The sequence below is a fragment of the Pseudomonas sp. ZL2 genome (assembly GCF_054788455.1).
In genome coordinates this window covers 75,688-90,935 of sequence record NZ_JBGOGX010000003.1, presented here as the reverse complement: position 1 = coordinate 90,935, position 15,248 = coordinate 75,688, and the positions used below count along the sequence as shown (strand labels likewise).

Genomic DNA, 15,248 nt, shown 5'->3' with positions numbered 1-15,248 from the left:
GAACGGTTTGCACGCGTTCCTCGCGGGTGGCTTGCGCCATGCGCCAGCACGTTGCGCCCCGGCTGAAATAATTGACGGCCCGGGTGTCCTGCCTGCTGCCGACGCTGCTTCGAATTACCTCTGCCATCACTATAGCGGGCTCGTCAGCCTTGCGGGAACTGCCCGTTGCGGCCTCCCTGCGCCTGACTTTTGCTTTAGCCTCGTGGGGCATCCAGAATGTCTGGGACGGCCCACTCCGGGTGTCGTCCTGACGTCTGTCCAGACATTTACCTCCTGAGGTATTTATGAGTAGCAACCTCGACCAGCTCACCGATTGGTTGAAAGAACACAAGATCACCGAAGTCGAGTGTCTGATCAGCGACCTCACCGGTATCACCCGTGGCAAGATCTCGCCGACCAACAAGTTCATTGCCGAAAAAGGCATGCGCCTGCCCGAGAGCGTGCTGCTGCAGACCGTGACCGGCGACTATGTCGACGACGACATCTATTACGAGCTGCTCGACCCGGCCGACATCGACATGATCTGCCGCCCCGACGAGAACGCGGTGTTTCTCGTGCCTTGGGCCATCGAGCCGACCGCCCAGGTGATCCACGACACCTACGACAAGCAAGGCAACCCGGTTGAGCTGTCGCCGCGCAACGTGCTCAAGAAGGTCTTGAAACTCTATGCCGACAAGGGCTGGCAGCCGATCGTGGCACCAGAAATGGAGTTCTACCTGACCAAGCGCTGCGAAGACCCGGACTTCCCCCTGCAGCCACCGATCGGCCGCTCCGGGCGCCCGGAAACTGGCCGTCAGTCGTTCTCGATCGAAGCGGCCAACGAATTCGACCCGCTGTTCGAGGACGTCTACGACTGGTGCGAGCTGCAGAACCTGGATCTCGACACGCTGATCCACGAAGACGGCACGGCGCAGATGGAGATCAACTTCCGTCACGGCAACGCCCTGTCGCTGGCCGACCAGATCCTGGTGTTCAAGCGCACCATGCGCGAGGCCGCGCTCAAGCACAACGTCGCCGCCACCTTCATGGCCAAGCCAATGACCGGCGAGCCGGGCAGCGCCATGCACCTGCACCAGAGCATCATTGACGTGCACACCGGCAAGAACATCTTCTCGGACGAAGACGGGCGCATGAGCGAGTTGTTCCTCAACCACGTCGGCGGCCTGCAGAAGTTCATCCCGGTGGTGTTGCCGCTGTTCGCGCCGAACGTCAACTCGTTCCGCCGCTTCCTGCCGGATACCTCGGCACCGGTAAACGTCGAGTGGGGCGAAGAGAACCGTACCGTTGGCCTGCGCGTACCGGATGCTGGCCCGCAGAACCGCCGGGTCGAGAACCGTCTGCCAGGCGCCGACGCCAACCCGTACCTGGCGATCGCCGCCAGCTTGCTGTGCGGCTTCATTGGCATGGTCGAAGGCATCAAGCCGAGTGCGCCGGTACAGGGGCGTGGTTACGAGCGCCGCAACCTGCGCCTGCCGCTGACCATCGAGGACGCCCTGGAGCGCATGGAAAACTGCAAAGCCCTGGAGCCATACCTGGGCAAGAAATTCATCGCCGGCTACGTCGCCACCAAACGCGCCGAGCATGAAAACTTCAAACGCGTAATCAGCTCCTGGGAACGTGAGTTCCTGCTGTTTGCGGTCTGATCAACCCGGAGCCGCAGGACCGCGGCCGTCAACAAACGGAGAAGCACATGAGCGTCAACAACCCGCAAACCCGTGAGTGGCAAACCCTTAGCAGTGAGCATCACCTGGCACCTTTCAGTGACTATAAACAGCTGAAGGAGAAGGGGCCGCGGATCATCACCAAGGCCGAGGGCGTGCACCTGTGGGACAGCGAGGGCAACAAGATCCTCGATGGCATGGCGGGCCTGTGGTGCGTGGCGGTCGGTTACGGCCGTGAAGAGCTGGTTGAAGTGGCCGCCAAACAGATGCGCGAGCTGCCGTATTACAACCTGTTCTTCCAGACTGCCCACCCACCGGCACTGGAGCTGGCCAAAGCGGTCTCCGCCGTGGCGCCGAAAGGCATGACCCATGTGTTCTTCACCGGTTCCGGTTCCGAAGGCAACGACACCAACTTGCGCATGGTCCGCCACTACTGGGCGCTCAAGGGCAAGCCGCAGAAGCAGGTGATCATCGGTCGTATCAACGGTTATCACGGTTCCACCGTGGCCGGTGCCGCCCTGGGTGGCATGAGCGGCATGCATGCACAGGGCGGGACGCTGCCGGGCATCGAGCATATCCCGCAGCCGTACTGGTTCGGCGAAGGTGGCGACATGACTCCGGACGCGTTCGGCGTGTGGGCAGCCGAGCAGTTGGAAAAGAAAATCCTCGAAGTTGGCGAAGATAACGTCGCCGCCTTTATCGCCGAGCCGATCCAGGGCGCGGGCGGGGTGATCATTCCGCCAGACACCTATTGGCCGAAGATCAAGGAAATCCTCGCCAAGTACGAGATCCTGTTCATTGCTGACGAAGTGATCTGTGGCTTCGGTCGCACCGGTGAGTGGTTCGGTTCCGATTACTACGACCTCAAGCCCGACCTGATGACCATCGCCAAGGGCCTTACCTCCGGTTACATCCCCATGGGCGGTGTGATCGTGCGTGACGAAGTGGCCAAGGTGCTCAGCGAAGGTGGCGACTTCAACCACGGCTTCACTTACTCCGGTCACCCGGTGGCGGCGGCGGTGGGCCTGGAAAACCTGCGGATCCTGCGCGACGAGAAGATCATCGAGCGTGTCCACGAAGAAACGGCACCGTATTTGCAGAAACGTCTGCGTGAGCTCAACGATCACCCATTGGTGGGCGAAGTGCGTGGCCTGGGCATGCTCGGTGCCATAGAACTGGTCAAGGACAAGGCTACCCGCGCCCGTTACGAAGGTCAGGGTGCAGGCATGATCTGCCGCCAGTTCTGCTTCGACAACGGCCTGATCATGCGCGCCGTGGGCGACACCATGATCATCGCCCCGCCGCTGGTGATCAGCCATGCAGAGATCGACGAGCTGGTGGAAAAGGCGCGCAAATGCCTGGACCTGACGCTCGAAGCGCTGAAGTAGCCAAGTGCTAGGCTAGCGTAATGGCATCAATGAGTTTCAAGGTGCCTCTTTTGTTGAAAGAGCGCCTTGTAACTTGCCAGACTAGCGACTGTTTCAGTCGCTCGGAGCTTGCGCCGAATAAGCCGGCCGCTGAACAGATGGCTAAATAAAAATTCTGGAGCATTACGCATGAAGAAATTGGGCAAGACGTTGCTGGCTATGTCCCTGATGGGCGCCATGGCCAGTGCTGTTCACGCGGATGACAAAGTACTGCACGTCTATAACTGGTCCGACTACATCGCACCAGACACCGTCGCCAAGTTCGAGAAACAGTCCGGCATCAAGGTCGTCTACGATGTCTTCGACAGCAACGAAACCCTTGAGGCCAAGTTGCTGGCGGGCAAGTCCGGCTACGACGTGGTAGTACCTTCTAACAACTTCCTGGCCAAGCAGATCAAGGCCGGCGTCTACCAGGAGCTGGACCGCTCCAAGCTGACGAACTGGAAGAACCTCGACGAAGACCTGCTCAAGGCCGTTGGTGACGCCAGCGACCCGGGCAACAAATATGCGTTCCCCTACATGTGGGGCTCCATCGGCATCGGCTACAACCCGGAGAAGGTCAAGGCTGCGCTGGGCATCGACAAGATCGATTCCTGGGACGTGGTGTTCAAGCCCGAGAACATCGCCAAGCTCAAGAGCTGCGGTGTGAGCTTCCTCGATGCTCCGACCGAGATGATCCCGGCGGCGCTGCACTACCTGGGCAAGCCGACCAACAGCACGAAAAAAGAAGACCTGAAAGCCGCCGAGGACCTGTTCCTCAGCGTGCGTCCTTCGATCGGTTACTTCCACTCCTCCAAGTACATCTCGGACCTGGCCAACGGCAACATCTGCGTGGCCGTGGGTTACTCGGGTGACCTGGAGCAGTCCAAGGCCCGGGCCCATGAAGCCGGTGACAAGGTCAAGCTGGACTACATCATTCCGAAAGAAGGCGCCGGTACTTTCTACGACATGGTTGCCATCCCCAAAGATGCCGCCAACGTCGACGCCGCCTACAAGTTCATGGATTTCCTGATGCAACCGGAAATCATGGCCGAGATCACCAACGCCGTACGTTTCCCGAACGGCAACAAGGCGGCCACCCCGCTGGTGGACAAGGACATCTCGGGCGATCCGAGCATCTACCCACCGGCTGATGTGAAGAAACAGCTGTACGCAATTGCTGACCCGGGTGCCAAGGCCCAGCGCGAAATTACTCGCAGCTGGACCAAGATCAAATCGGGCAAGTAACCCTGGTTGCCTCCCTGGGTGCGGTGTAAATCCCGCCCAGGGAGCATGAAAGCACAAATTTTTTTTGCGGCACGAGTGCATCGAAGGTAAGTTGCGCGCCGGTTTGCTTATCCGGCAGGTATTTCTGTCGTTCGCCACTGGCACATTTGTGAGGACCTCCCACTTGTCTATTTCTGTATTTCGCAAGGCCGTCATGGCTGGAGCGGGTCTGACGCTGGCGATCAGCGTCCAAGCGGCGCCCACGGTGCACATTTATAACTGGTCGGACTACATCGGTCAGACCACCCTCGCCGACTTCGAAAAAGCCACTGGCATCAAGCCGGTGCAGGATGTCTTCGATTCCAACGAAACCCTGGAAGGCAAGCTGCTGGCCGGTCGCACCGGCTATGACGTGGTCGTGCCGTCCAACCATTTCCTCGGCAAGCAGATCAAGGCGGGCGCGTTCCAGAAGCTCGACAAGGCGCTGCTGCCCAATTACGCGAACCTCGACCCGGCGCTGATGAAGCGCCTGGAAAAGAACGATCCTGGCAACCAGTACGCCGTCCCCTACCTGTGGGGCACCAATGGCATCGGCTACAACGTCGAGAAGGTCAAGGCGGCGCTGGGTACCGACAAGATCGATTCCTGGGCCATGCTGTTCGAGCCGGAAAACATCAAGAAGCTTTCCAAGTGCGGGGTCGCCTTCCTCGACTCGGCCGACGAGATGCTCCCGGCCGTCCTCAACTACATGGGGCGAGACCCCAACAGCACCAACCCCAAGGACTACGCCGACGCCGAGAAGAAACTCCTGGCCGTGCGTCCTTACGTGACCTACTTCCACTCGTCCAAATACATCTCGGACCTGGCCAACGGCGACATCTGCGTGGCCGCCGGTTTCTCCGGCGATGTATTCCAGGCCAAGTCCCGCGCCGAAGAAGCCGGCAAGGGCGTCAAGGTGGCCTATGCGATTCCCAAGGAAGGCGGCAACCTCTGGTTCGACATGCTGGCGATCCCCAAGGATTCCAAGAATGTCAAAGAGGCCCACGCCTTCATCAACTATTTGCTGCAGCCTGAGGTCATTGCCCAGGTCAGTGATTACGTCGGTTATGCCAACCCGAACCCCAAGGCTGGCGATCTGATGGACCAGAGCGTGCGAACCGACGCAGCGGTTTACCCACCGCAAGAAGTGCTGGACAAGTTGTACGTCAATTCCGAGCTACCTCCCAAGGTGCAACGGTTGATGACCCGTAGCTGGACCAAGGTCAAGTCGGGCAAGTAAAAATCCAGGGTCCGTCACGGCAGGGGCGGGCGCAAAAAATCTTGTTGGGAGTTTCACAAATGGCAGTTGCCTCCGGTGCCTATAAGAAAGCCCTCGAGGGCGACCAGCAACCTAAACAGGTGCTGGTCAAAATCGACCGGGTCACGAAGAAGTTCGACGAAACGATCGCCGTGGACGATGTGTCCCTGGAAATCAAGAAGGGCGAGATCTTTGCCCTGCTCGGTGGCTCGGGTTCGGGCAAATCCACCTTGCTGCGCATGCTCGCCGGTTTCGAACGGCCAACCGAGGGGCGTATTTTCCTCGATGGTGTAGACATCACCGATATGCCGCCCTACGAGCGGCCGATCAACATGATGTTCCAGTCGTACGCGCTGTTTCCGCACATGACCGTAGCGCAAAACATTGCCTTCGGCCTGCAGCAGGACCGCATGCCCAAGTCCGAGATCGATGCCCGCGTGGCCGAGATGCTCAAGCTGGTGCACATGACCCAGTATGCCAAGCGCAAGCCGCACCAGCTCTCCGGTGGCCAGCGTCAGCGCGTGGCCCTGGCCCGCTCGCTGGCCAAGCGGCCGAAGCTGCTGCTGCTCGATGAGCCGATGGGCGCGCTGGACAAGAAACTGCGCTCGCAGATGCAACTGGAGCTGGTGGAGATCATCGAGCGGGTCGGCGTGACCTGCGTAATGGTGACCCACGACCAGGAAGAGGCCATGACCATGGCCCAGCGCATCGCCATCATGCACCTGGGCTGGATCGCCCAGATCGGCAGCCCGATCGATATCTATGAAACCCCGACCAGCCGCCTGGTCTGCGAGTTCATCGGTAACGTCAACCTGTTCGAAGGCGAAGTGGTCGATGACGCCGAAGGCCACGCGGTGATTTCCAGCCCCGAGCTCGAGCGCCGCATCTACGTCGGCCACGGTGTCACCACCTCGGTGGAAGACAAGCGCATCACCTACGCCCTGCGTCCGGAAAAACTGCTGGTGACCACCGAGCAGCCGACCTGCGAGCACAACTGGTCGCGCGGCAAGGTCCACGACATCGCCTACCTGGGCGGCCATTCGGTGTTCTACGTCGAGCTGCCTGGCGGCAAGATCGTCCAGTCGTTCGTCGCCAACGCCGAGCGCCAGGGCACCCGGCCGACCTGGGACGACCAGGTCTACGTCTGGTGGGAGGATGACAGCGGCGTGGTACTGCGCTCATGAACGCCCGCAAGCTCAAGCGAGCCTTCAACCGAATAAAGCCCGAGGGGCGCCATGTGGTGATCGGCGTGCCGTTCATCTGGCTGTTCCTGTTCTTCATGCTGCCGTTCTTCATTGTTCTGAAGATCAGCTTCGCCGAAGCCGACGTGGCGATCCCGCCGTACACCGAGATCTACAGCTACGTCGAAGACAAGGTGCAACTGGTGCTCAACCTGGCCAACTATGGCCTGTTGACCGAAGATGAACTGTACATCTCGGCGTACCTGGGTTCGTTGAAGATGGCCTTCGTCAGCACCCTGCTGTGCCTGCTGATCGGCTATCCGATGGCCTATGCCATTGCCAATGCGCGCAAGGAAACCCAGACCGTGCTGTTGCTGCTGATCATGATGCCGACCTGGACGGCGATCCTGATCCGCGTGTATGCCTGGATGGGCATCCTCAGCAACAACGGCCTGCTCAACGCCTTCCTGCTGTGGCTAGGCTTGATCGATCAGCCGTTGCAGATCCTCAACACCAACCTCGCGGTATACATTGGTGTGGTCTATTCGTACCTGCCATTCATGATCCTGCCGCTCTATGCCAACCTGGTGAAGCACGACCAGAGCCTGCTTGAGGCCGCGTCGGACCTGGGTTCGAGCACCTTCAACAGCTTCTGGAAGATCACCGTGCCGCTGTCGAAGAACGGCATCATCGCCGGCTGCATGCTGGTGTTCATTCCGGTGGTGGGTGAGTTCGTCATTCCTGAGCTGCTCGGCGGCCCGGAAACCCTGATGATCGGTAAAGTGCTCTGGCAAGAGTTCTTCAACAACCGCGATTGGCCGGTGGCCTCTGCCCTGGCGGTAGTGATGCTGGCGATCCTGATCGTACCGATCCTGCTCTTCAACCGTAGTCAGGCCAAAGAGATGGAGGGCAGGGCATGAAGCGTTTCAGTTTCTCCAAATTGATGTTGATCCTGGGCCTGCTGTTCATTTACCTGCCCATGCTGATCCTGGTGATCTACTCGTTCAACGCCTCCAAGCTGGTTACGGTGTGGGGCGGCTGGTCGGTGAAGTGGTACGTCGGCCTGCTCGACAATACCCAGCTGATGGGCTCGGTGATGCGCTCGCTGGAGATCGCCTGCTACACCGCGATCGCCGCAGTGGCGCTGGGTACCCTGGCCGCCTTCGTGCTGACCCGGGTCACCCGCTTCAAGGGCCGTACCCTGTTCGGTGGCCTGGTTACCGCACCGCTGGTAATGCCCGAGGTGATCACCGGTCTGTCGCTGTTGCTGCTGTTCGTGGCCATGGCGCAGATGATCGGCTGGCCCCAGGAGCGTGGCATCGTCACCATCTGGATCGCCCACACCACCTTCTGCGCAGCCTATGTGGCGGTAGTGGTGTCGGCACGCCTGCGTGAGCTGGACCTGTCGATCGAAGAAGCGGCCATGGACCTCGGTGCGCGGCCGTGGAAGGTGTTCTTCCTGATCACCATCCCGATGATCGCACCGTCGCTGGCAGCAGGCGGGATGATGTCCTTCGCCCTGTCGCTGGATGACCTGGTGCTGGCCAGCTTCGTGTCCGGCCCTGGCTCGACCACCCTGCCGATGGAGGTCTTCTCTGCCGTGCGTCTGGGCGTGAAGCCAGAAATCAACGCCGTGGCCAGCCTGATCCTGCTCAGCGTGTCGCTGGTGACCTTCATGGTCTGGTACTTCAGCCGTCAGGCCGAAGAGCGTCGCCGCCGGGCGATCCAGCAGGCAATCGAAGAAAGCGCTGCCGACTCGTGGAAACAACCGGACGTGCGTCGCGCGCCGGCGCCGGTTTCGGCGTGATCTGACGGGCCTCATCGCCGGCAAGCCGGCTCCCACAGGTTCTGTGTACGCAGTCCCTGTGGGAGCTGGCTTGCCAGCGATGGGGCCTTCGGGTTTTCACTCCGGCCAGTGCCAGGCCGGCTCATCCAGCATCCCCTGACCGGCAACACGGGTCTGCCCCAGCACCTTCTCCAGCACGATCGAATTGCAGGTCGCATCCTGTTCCAGCGCGGCCACCAATCTTCGTGCATGCGACACTACCCATACCTGACACTGCTCCGAGGCGCGAACGATCAAGCGTGCCAGTGCCGGCAGCAAGTCCGGGTGCAAGCTGGTTTCCGGCTCGTTCAACACCATCATGGTCGGTGGCCTTGGCGTCAGCAGCGCGGCGACCAGCAGCAGGTAGCGCAAGGTGCCGTCCGACAGCTCGGCTGCGGTCAGCGGTCGCAACAAGCCTTCTTGATGGAACAACACGCCAAACGCCCCACCCGGCACTGCATCGATTTCCAGGCGCGCGCCTGGGAAGGCATCGGCGATGGTCGCCTGTAAGGCGTGCGGGTCGCCGATCTCGATAATGGTCTGCAGCGCGGCGGCCAGGTCGCGGCCATCGTGGTGCAGCACCGGCGTGCGCGTGCCCAGTTGCTGGCGGCGGGCCGGGGCATCACGGTCGGTGCGAAAGTGATCGTAGAAGCGCCAGCCACGGATGCGCTCGCGCAGCAGCAACACTTCGGGCGAGGAACGCAGGTTGCCGACCTGGTCGAACAGGCTGTCGAAGCTCGGTGTGTGCTGCGCCTGCACATCCCATTGCCGTCCTTCGCGGGCCTTGACCATCGGCCCCTGGCGATCCACCAGCAGGCTGGCCGGACGGTACAGCGTCCCTGCCCAGATGCTTTCGCGCTTGATCTGCGGGTCGAGTGCGAAACATGATTTGCTCGGTTCCGGCAGGCCCAGGCCGATGGCGTAACCGAACGCCTCGTCAGCAAACCCCAGGCGCAAGCGCCGAGCGTGCTGGCGCGGACCGCCCTGGATGGCGACTTCGCCGTTGCTCATGCGCCGGCTGATCTGCTCGGGGCCGGCCCAGAACGTTGATTCCAGCCCGCCTTCCACGGCCAGGGCGTTGACCACGCCACCCTGGGCCGTTTCGGCGAGCAGGCGCAAGGCCTTGTACAGATTGGACTTGCCGCTGCCGTTGGGCCCGGTGATGACATTCAAGCGTGCCAGCGGCAGCACCAGATGATTGATCGAGCGGTAGTTGGCGACAGCCAGGGTGGTCAGCATGGCGGCGTCCGTTCAGGCAAAGAGGCCAGTATCGCCGATTCTGCGTGGTGAACGAATTGTGTATGCCGACAAGCGGCAAGTGGATCCCTGATCTACGCTAACACTCGCATTCCTCAATAGATCTGGCACGTGCAAGGAGCCTGCATGACGGTGTCGCGTTCTTTATCGATCGTCTGCCTGGGGGTGTTGTTGGTGCTGGCGGGGTGCGGCGAAAAAAAGGCTGCTGAAGCCGAGCTGCCCAGGGTCGGCGTACAACGAGTTGAGCCCAGTGATTTCGCGGCTTCGGTGACGCTGACCGGTGATGTTCAAGCGCGGGTGCAGACCGATCTTTCGTTTCGCGTGGGCGGCAAGATCATTGCCCGCAGCGTCGACGTCGGCGATCACATCAAGGCCAACCAGGTCCTGGCCCGGCTCGACCCCAAGGACTTGCAGACCAATGTCGATTCGGCCAAGGCCGAAGTCTTTGCCGAACAGGCGCGCGTGACCCAGACCGCCGCCGCCTTTGTCCGTCAGCAAAAGCTATTGCCCAAGGGTTACACCAGCCAGAGTGAGTACGACTCTGCCGAAGCGGCTTTGCGCAGCAGCCAGAGCGCCCTCAAGGCCGCTCAGGCACAACTGGCCAACGCCCGTGAACAGCTGAGCTACACCGCCCTGGTGGCCGAGGCGGACGGGGTGATCACCGAGCGCCAGGCCGAAGTCGGCCAGGTGGTCCAGGCCACGGTGCCGATTTTCAGCCTGGCCCGCGATGGCGAGCGTGATGCGGTGTTCAACGTCTATGAGTCCTTGCTGGTGGCGCCACCGAGCGAGCATGCCATCACCGTGCGCCTGGTCGATGACCCGAAGATCCAGACCCAGGGCCATGTGCGGGAAGTCACCCCGACGGTGTCGGCGCAAAGCGGCACGGTGCAGGTCAAGGTGGCCCTGGACCAGGTCCCGGCGGGAATGGAACTCGGCTCGGCCGTCACCGCTACCGGTAGCAGCCAGGGCAAGCCAAGCGTCGAGTTGCCCTGGTCGGCCCTGACCAAGGCCCTGCATGACCCAGCTGTGTGGGTGGTGGGCGAAGGCAACAAGGTCAGCCTGCAGCAGGTCAAGGTGATTCGTTACCTCACGGGCAAGGTGGTGGTCGGCGAGGGCCTCAAGGGCGGGGAGACCGTGGTGGTGGCGGGCGGACAACTGCTGAACCCGGGCATGCAGGTGGAAATCGCCGCGAACAAGGACAGCGGGGTGGCGCAATGAGAACCGTGACCCTGGGCCTGTGCAGCCTGCTGTTGCTCAGCGGCTGTGAACAGCAGGCGACTGCGCCTGAACCGGTCCGGCCGGTGTTGTCGATGATCGCCGAGCCTCAGGTCCAGGCCAACCTGGGCCGTTTCGCTGGCAGCATCCAGGCGCGCTACGAGAGTACCTTGGGTTTTCGTGTGGGCGGTCGCATCGCCCGACGCTGGGTCGATGTCGGCAGTCAGGTGAAACCGGGTGACTTGCTTGCCAGCCTTGATCCGACTGATCAGCGTAACCAGTTGCGCGCCGCCGAAGGCGACCTGGCAAAAGTCCAGGCGCAATGGATCAACGCCCAGGCCAATGCTCGCCGCCAGCAACAGTTGTACGACCGCGGCGTGGGCGCCCAGGCGCAGCTGGACATTGCCCAGACCGACCTGAAAACCACCACCGCCGCGCTGGAGCAGGCGCGCGCGGCCGTGGCCCAGGCGCGTGACCAGCTTGGCTACAGCGAACTGCGTACCGACCACGCGGCAGTGGTCACCAACTGGCAAGCCGAGGCAGGGCAGACGGTCAGTGCCGGTCAGGCCGTGGTCACCCTGGCCAGGCCGGATATCAAGGAGGCGGTGATCGATCTGCCGACGTACCTGGCCGAGCAGCTGACGACCGAACTGAAATTCCAGGTCGCTTCGCAGCTGGACCCCAGCATCAATACCGCCGCGACCCTGCGTGAACTCGAACCCCAGGCCGATGCTGCCACCCGCACCCGGCGCGCGCGACTGACCCTGGTCGACACTCCGGCGGCTTTTCACCTGGGCACAGCCATCAGCGTCACCTTGACTTCCCTGGTGTCGCCGCGAACTGAGCTGCCGCTATCGGCATTGCTGGAACGGGATGGGCAGACCCAGGTCTGGGTGGTCGATCCGCAGCAGAACACCGTCGCTGTGCGCGAGGTGAAACTGATGGAACGTACATCCGACAGCGTCGTGCTGAGCTCAGGGGTGCAGGCAGGCGAACGGGTGGTGACGGCAGGCGTGAACAGCTTGAAGCCGGGCCAGAAAGTCAAAGTCGATGAGGAAGATCCACGATGAAAGGAAGCTTCAACCTATCGGAGTGGGCGCTGAAGCACCAATCCTTTGTCTGGTACCTGATGTTCGTCGGCTTGCTGATGGGCGTACTTTCCTACATGAACCTGGGGCGCGAGGAAGACCCGTCATTCACCATCAAGACCATGGTGATCCAGACACGCTGGCCTGGAGCGACGCAGGATGAAACCCTCAACCAGATTACCGACCGGATTGAAAAGAAGCTCGAAGAGCTGGATTCGCTCGACTATGTGAAAAGCTACACCCGCCCGGGTGAGTCGACGGTCTACGTCAACCTGCTCGATACCACTCCGGCCGAGAGCATCCCCGAGATCTGGTATCAGGTGCGCAAGAAGATCCAGGACATACGCGGCCAGTTTCCCCAGGGTATCCAGGGCCCGGGGTTCAACGACGAATTCGGTGATGTGTACGGTTCGATCTACGCCTTTACCGCCGACGGCCTGACCATGCGCCAGTTGCGCGACTACGTCGAACAGGTGCGCGCCGAGATCCGCGAAGTGCCCAACCTGGGCAAGGTGGAAATGATCGGCACCCAGGACGAGGTGCTGTACCTGAATTTCTCCACACGCAAACTGGCGTCGTTCGGTATCGACCAGCGCCAGGTGCTGCAAGCCCTGCAGAGCCAGAATGCGGTAACCCCAGCCGGGGTCATCGAAGCCGGGCCTGAGCGGGTTTCGGTGCGCACCAGTGGCCAGTTCGCCTCGGAAAAAGACCTGCAAGCGGTCAACCTGCGCATCAATGACCGCTTTTTCCGTCTGGCCGACATTGCCGAGATTCAGCGTGGCTATGTCGACCCACCCGCGCCGATGTTTCGCTATAACGGTCAGACCGCCATCGGCCTGGCCATCGGCATGAAGGCCGGTGGCAACATCCAGGCCTTCGGGGCCGACCTGCACAAAATGATGGACCGGGTGATTACCGAACTACCGGTCGGTGTTGGCGTGCATACCGTGTCCGACCAGGCCGTGGTGGTCGAAGAGGCAGTGGGGGGGTTCACCAGCGCGCTGTTCGAGGCGGTGATCATCGTGCTGGTGGTGAGTTTCGTCAGCCTCGGCGTGCGCGCCGGGCTGGTGGTGGCCTGCTCGATCCCGCTGGTGCTGGCCATGGTGTTCATCTTCATGGAATACAGCGGTATCACCATGCAGCGGATTTCCCTGGGTGCTTTGATCATTGCCCTGGGCTTGCTGGTGGACGATGCGATGATCACCGTGGAGGTGATGGTCACGCGCCTTGAAAAGGGCGAGAGCAAGGAGCAGGCGGCAACATTCGCCTACACCTCGACGGCATTCCCGATGCTCACCGGTACTCTGGTAACCGTGGCGGGCTTCGTACCCATTGGCCTCAATGCCAGTTCGGCGGGGGAATACACCTATACCTTGTTCGCAGTGATTGCCGCGGCTTTGCTGGTGTCCTGGGTGGTGGCCGTGATGTTCGCGCCAGTGCTGGGGGTGCATATCCTCAGCACCAAAGTCAAAGCCCATGATGCGGAGCCCGGCCGCGTCGGCAAGGCTTTCGAGCACAGCCTGCTGTGGTGCGTGCGCCATCGCTGGGTGACCATCATCGGTACGGTGTTGTTGTTCGTGCTGGCGTTGTTCTGCATGCGCTTTGTCCAGAACCAGTTCTTCCCCTCTTCGGATCGCCCGGAAATCCTGGTCGATCTGAACCTGCCGCAGAATGCTTCAATCGAGGAAACCCGCAAGGCCGTGGACCGCTTGGAGGCGACGCTCAAGGGTGATCCGGATATCGTGCGCTGGAGCACCTATATTGGCCAGGGTGCGATCCGCTTCTACCTGCCGCTGGACCAGCAGCTACAGAACCCTTACTACGCCCAGCTGGTGATCGTCAGCAAAAGCTTCGAGGCGCGCGAGGTACTGATCAAGCGCTTGCAGCAGCGCTTGCGCGAGGACTTCGTCGGCATCGGCAGCAACGTTCAGTCACTGGAAATGGGCCCACCGGTGGGCTTGCCAATCCAGTATCGGGTCAGCGGCAAGGACATCGATCAGGTGCGCCAGCATGCCATCGCGCTGGCAACCTTGCTGGACAGCAACGATAACATCGGCCAGATGATTTATGACTGGAACGAGCCAGGCAAGGTGTTGCGGATCGAGATCGCCCAGGACAAGGCGCGCCAGTTGGGCTTGTCGTCCGAGGACGTGGCCAATGTGATGAACAGCATCGTCAGCGGCATGCCGGTGACCGAGGTGAATGACAATATCTACCTGATCAATGTCGTGGCCCGTGCCGAGGACAGCGAACGTGGCTCGCCGCAGACCTTGCAGAACCTGCAGATCGTCACCCCCAATGGCACCTCGATCCCGCTGCTGGCTTTTGCCACCGTACGCTACGAGATGGAGCAACCTCTGGTCTGGCGCCGCGACCGCAAGCCAACCATTACCATCAAGGCGGCGGTGCGCGGCGATATCCAGCCAACCGACCTGGTGCGTGATCTCAAACCGCAGATCGACGACTTCGCCAGCAAATTGCCGGTGGGCTACCAGGTGGAAACCGGTGGTACGGTGGAGGCCAGCGGCAAGGCCCAAGGCCCAATCGCTAAAGTGCTGCCATTAATGTTCTTTTTGATGGGCACGTTCCTGATGCTCCAGCTGCATAGCGTGCAGAAGCTGTTCCTGGTCGCCAGCGTGGCGCCGCTGGGCTTGATCGGTGTAGTCCTGGCGCTGGTGCCGACGGGCACGCCGATGGGCTTTGTGGCGATCCTGGGGATCCTCGCGCTGATTGGCATCATCATCCGCAACTCGGTGATCCTGGTGACCCAGATCGACGAGTACGAAGCCCAGGGCTATTCACCCTGGGACGCGGTACTGGAAGCGACCAACCACAGGCGCCGGCCGATCCTGCTGACGGCGGCAGCGGCGAGCCTGGGCATGATCCCGATTGCCCGGGAAGTGTTCTGGGGGCCGATGGCCTACGCCATGATTGGCGGGATTATCGTGGCGACCTTGCTGACCCTGCTGTTTTTGCCGGCGCTGTATGTGGCCTGGTACAAGATCCGCGAGCCGCAGCACCATTGACTACGCCATCGCTGGCAAGCCAGCTCCCACAGGGTCCGGTGCGTGCAGACCCTGTGGGAGCTGGC

At 61.4% G+C, this 15,248-nt stretch carries 11 protein-coding genes; 10 read left to right on the top strand and 1 reads right to left on the bottom strand.

Translation table 11 applies throughout. The annotated features are described in order from the left end of the window. Window positions 1-284: 284 nt before the first annotated feature. The 7 genes from ABM562_RS04075 (at window position 285) to ABM562_RS04045 (ending at window position 8,579) form a co-directional block, all read left to right on the top strand. Window positions 285-1,643: a glutamine synthetase family protein gene (locus ABM562_RS04075; RefSeq protein WP_115084802.1), complete on the top strand. Its 1,359-nt coding sequence runs from the start codon at window positions 285-287 to the stop codon at window positions 1,641-1,643. A 47-nt stretch (window positions 1,644-1,690) separates the two neighbouring features. Next, window positions 1,691-3,049, top strand: coding sequence for an aspartate aminotransferase family protein (locus ABM562_RS04070; RefSeq protein ID WP_115084803.1), 1,359 nt, complete (start codon window positions 1,691-1,693; stop codon window positions 3,047-3,049). A 168-nt stretch (window positions 3,050-3,217) separates the two neighbouring features. After that, the gene (locus tag ABM562_RS04065; protein WP_134064887.1) at window positions 3,218-4,315 is read left to right on the top strand and encodes a polyamine ABC transporter substrate-binding protein; all 1,098 of its coding nucleotides are present in this window, start codon (window positions 3,218-3,220) and stop codon (window positions 4,313-4,315) included. 163 nt (window positions 4,316-4,478) lie between these two features. Further along, entirely contained in the window at window positions 4,479-5,573 is a 1,095-nt protein-coding gene (locus tag ABM562_RS04060) for a polyamine ABC transporter substrate-binding protein (protein WP_115084805.1), read from the top strand. 59 nt (window positions 5,574-5,632) lie between these two features. Next, a complete protein-coding gene (potA, locus tag ABM562_RS04055) occupies window positions 5,633-6,775 on the top strand; it encodes a polyamine ABC transporter ATP-binding protein (protein ID WP_115084806.1) in 1,143 nt (380 codons plus the stop codon). Continuing rightward, the gene (locus tag ABM562_RS04050; RefSeq protein WP_115084807.1) at window positions 6,772-7,692 is read left to right on the top strand and encodes an ABC transporter permease subunit; all 921 of its coding nucleotides are present in this window, start codon (window positions 6,772-6,774) and stop codon (window positions 7,690-7,692) included. Before potA ends, ABM562_RS04050 begins: the two co-directional genes overlap by 4 nt. Beyond that, window positions 7,689-8,579 carry an ABC transporter permease subunit gene (locus ABM562_RS04045; RefSeq protein WP_115084808.1) on the top strand — a complete coding sequence of 297 codons (891 nt, stop codon included), beginning with the start codon at window positions 7,689-7,691 and terminating at the stop codon, window positions 8,577-8,579. Before ABM562_RS04050 ends, ABM562_RS04045 begins: the two co-directional genes overlap by 4 nt. A gap of 96 nt (window positions 8,580-8,675) precedes the next feature. Here the strand turns inward: ABM562_RS04045 and ABM562_RS04040 are convergent, their stop codons facing one another. Next, entirely contained in the window at window positions 8,676-9,836 is a 1,161-nt protein-coding gene (locus tag ABM562_RS04040; protein WP_115084809.1) for an AAA family ATPase, read from the bottom strand. A gap of 144 nt (window positions 9,837-9,980) precedes the next feature. On the opposite strand from ABM562_RS04040, the gene ABM562_RS04035 reads away from it, so the two are divergent. From ABM562_RS04035 to ABM562_RS04025, 3 genes are read left to right on the top strand one after another with little or no spacing between them, the layout of a single operon-like run. After that, window positions 9,981-11,072 (top strand): efflux RND transporter periplasmic adaptor subunit, encoded by a 1,092-nt coding sequence (locus ABM562_RS04035; protein WP_115084810.1) that lies wholly within the window; start codon window positions 9,981-9,983, stop codon window positions 11,070-11,072. After that, window positions 11,069-12,139 (top strand): efflux RND transporter periplasmic adaptor subunit, encoded by a 1,071-nt coding sequence (locus ABM562_RS04030; RefSeq protein ID WP_115084811.1) that lies wholly within the window; start codon window positions 11,069-11,071, stop codon window positions 12,137-12,139. Before ABM562_RS04035 ends, ABM562_RS04030 begins: the two co-directional genes overlap by 4 nt. Then, window positions 12,136-15,183, top strand: a complete 3,048-nt coding sequence (locus ABM562_RS04025; RefSeq protein ID WP_460420957.1) for an efflux RND transporter permease subunit — start codon at window positions 12,136-12,138, stop codon at window positions 15,181-15,183. The genes ABM562_RS04030 and ABM562_RS04025 overlap by 4 nt, the downstream gene beginning before the upstream one ends. Window positions 15,184-15,248: the final 65 nt, after the last annotated feature.

Bases quoted from the DNA above. Each gene is read 5' to 3' on its own strand.
- ABM562_RS04050 (WP_115084807.1), top strand. From the start codon at position 6,772: ATGAACGCCCGCAAGCTCAAGCGAGCCTTCAACCGAATAAAGCCCGAG.
- ABM562_RS04070 (WP_115084803.1), top strand. From the start codon at position 1,691: ATGAGCGTCAACAACCCGCAAACCCGTGAGTGGCAAACCCTTAGCAGT.
- ABM562_RS04040 (WP_115084809.1), bottom strand. From the start codon at position 9,836: ATGCTGACCACCCTGGCTGTCGCCAACTACCGCTCGATCAATCATCTG.
- ABM562_RS04030 (WP_115084811.1), top strand. From the start codon at position 11,069: ATGAGAACCGTGACCCTGGGCCTGTGCAGCCTGCTGTTGCTCAGCGGC.
- ABM562_RS04045 (WP_115084808.1), top strand. From the start codon at position 7,689: ATGAAGCGTTTCAGTTTCTCCAAATTGATGTTGATCCTGGGCCTGCTG.
- potA (WP_115084806.1), top strand. From the start codon at position 5,633: ATGGCAGTTGCCTCCGGTGCCTATAAGAAAGCCCTCGAGGGCGACCAG.
- ABM562_RS04075 (WP_115084802.1), top strand. From the start codon at position 285: ATGAGTAGCAACCTCGACCAGCTCACCGATTGGTTGAAAGAACACAAG.
- ABM562_RS04025 (WP_460420957.1), top strand. From the start codon at position 12,136: ATGAAAGGAAGCTTCAACCTATCGGAGTGGGCGCTGAAGCACCAATCC.
- ABM562_RS04065 (WP_134064887.1), top strand. From the start codon at position 3,218: ATGAAGAAATTGGGCAAGACGTTGCTGGCTATGTCCCTGATGGGCGCC.
- ABM562_RS04035 (WP_115084810.1), top strand. From the start codon at position 9,981: ATGACGGTGTCGCGTTCTTTATCGATCGTCTGCCTGGGGGTGTTGTTG.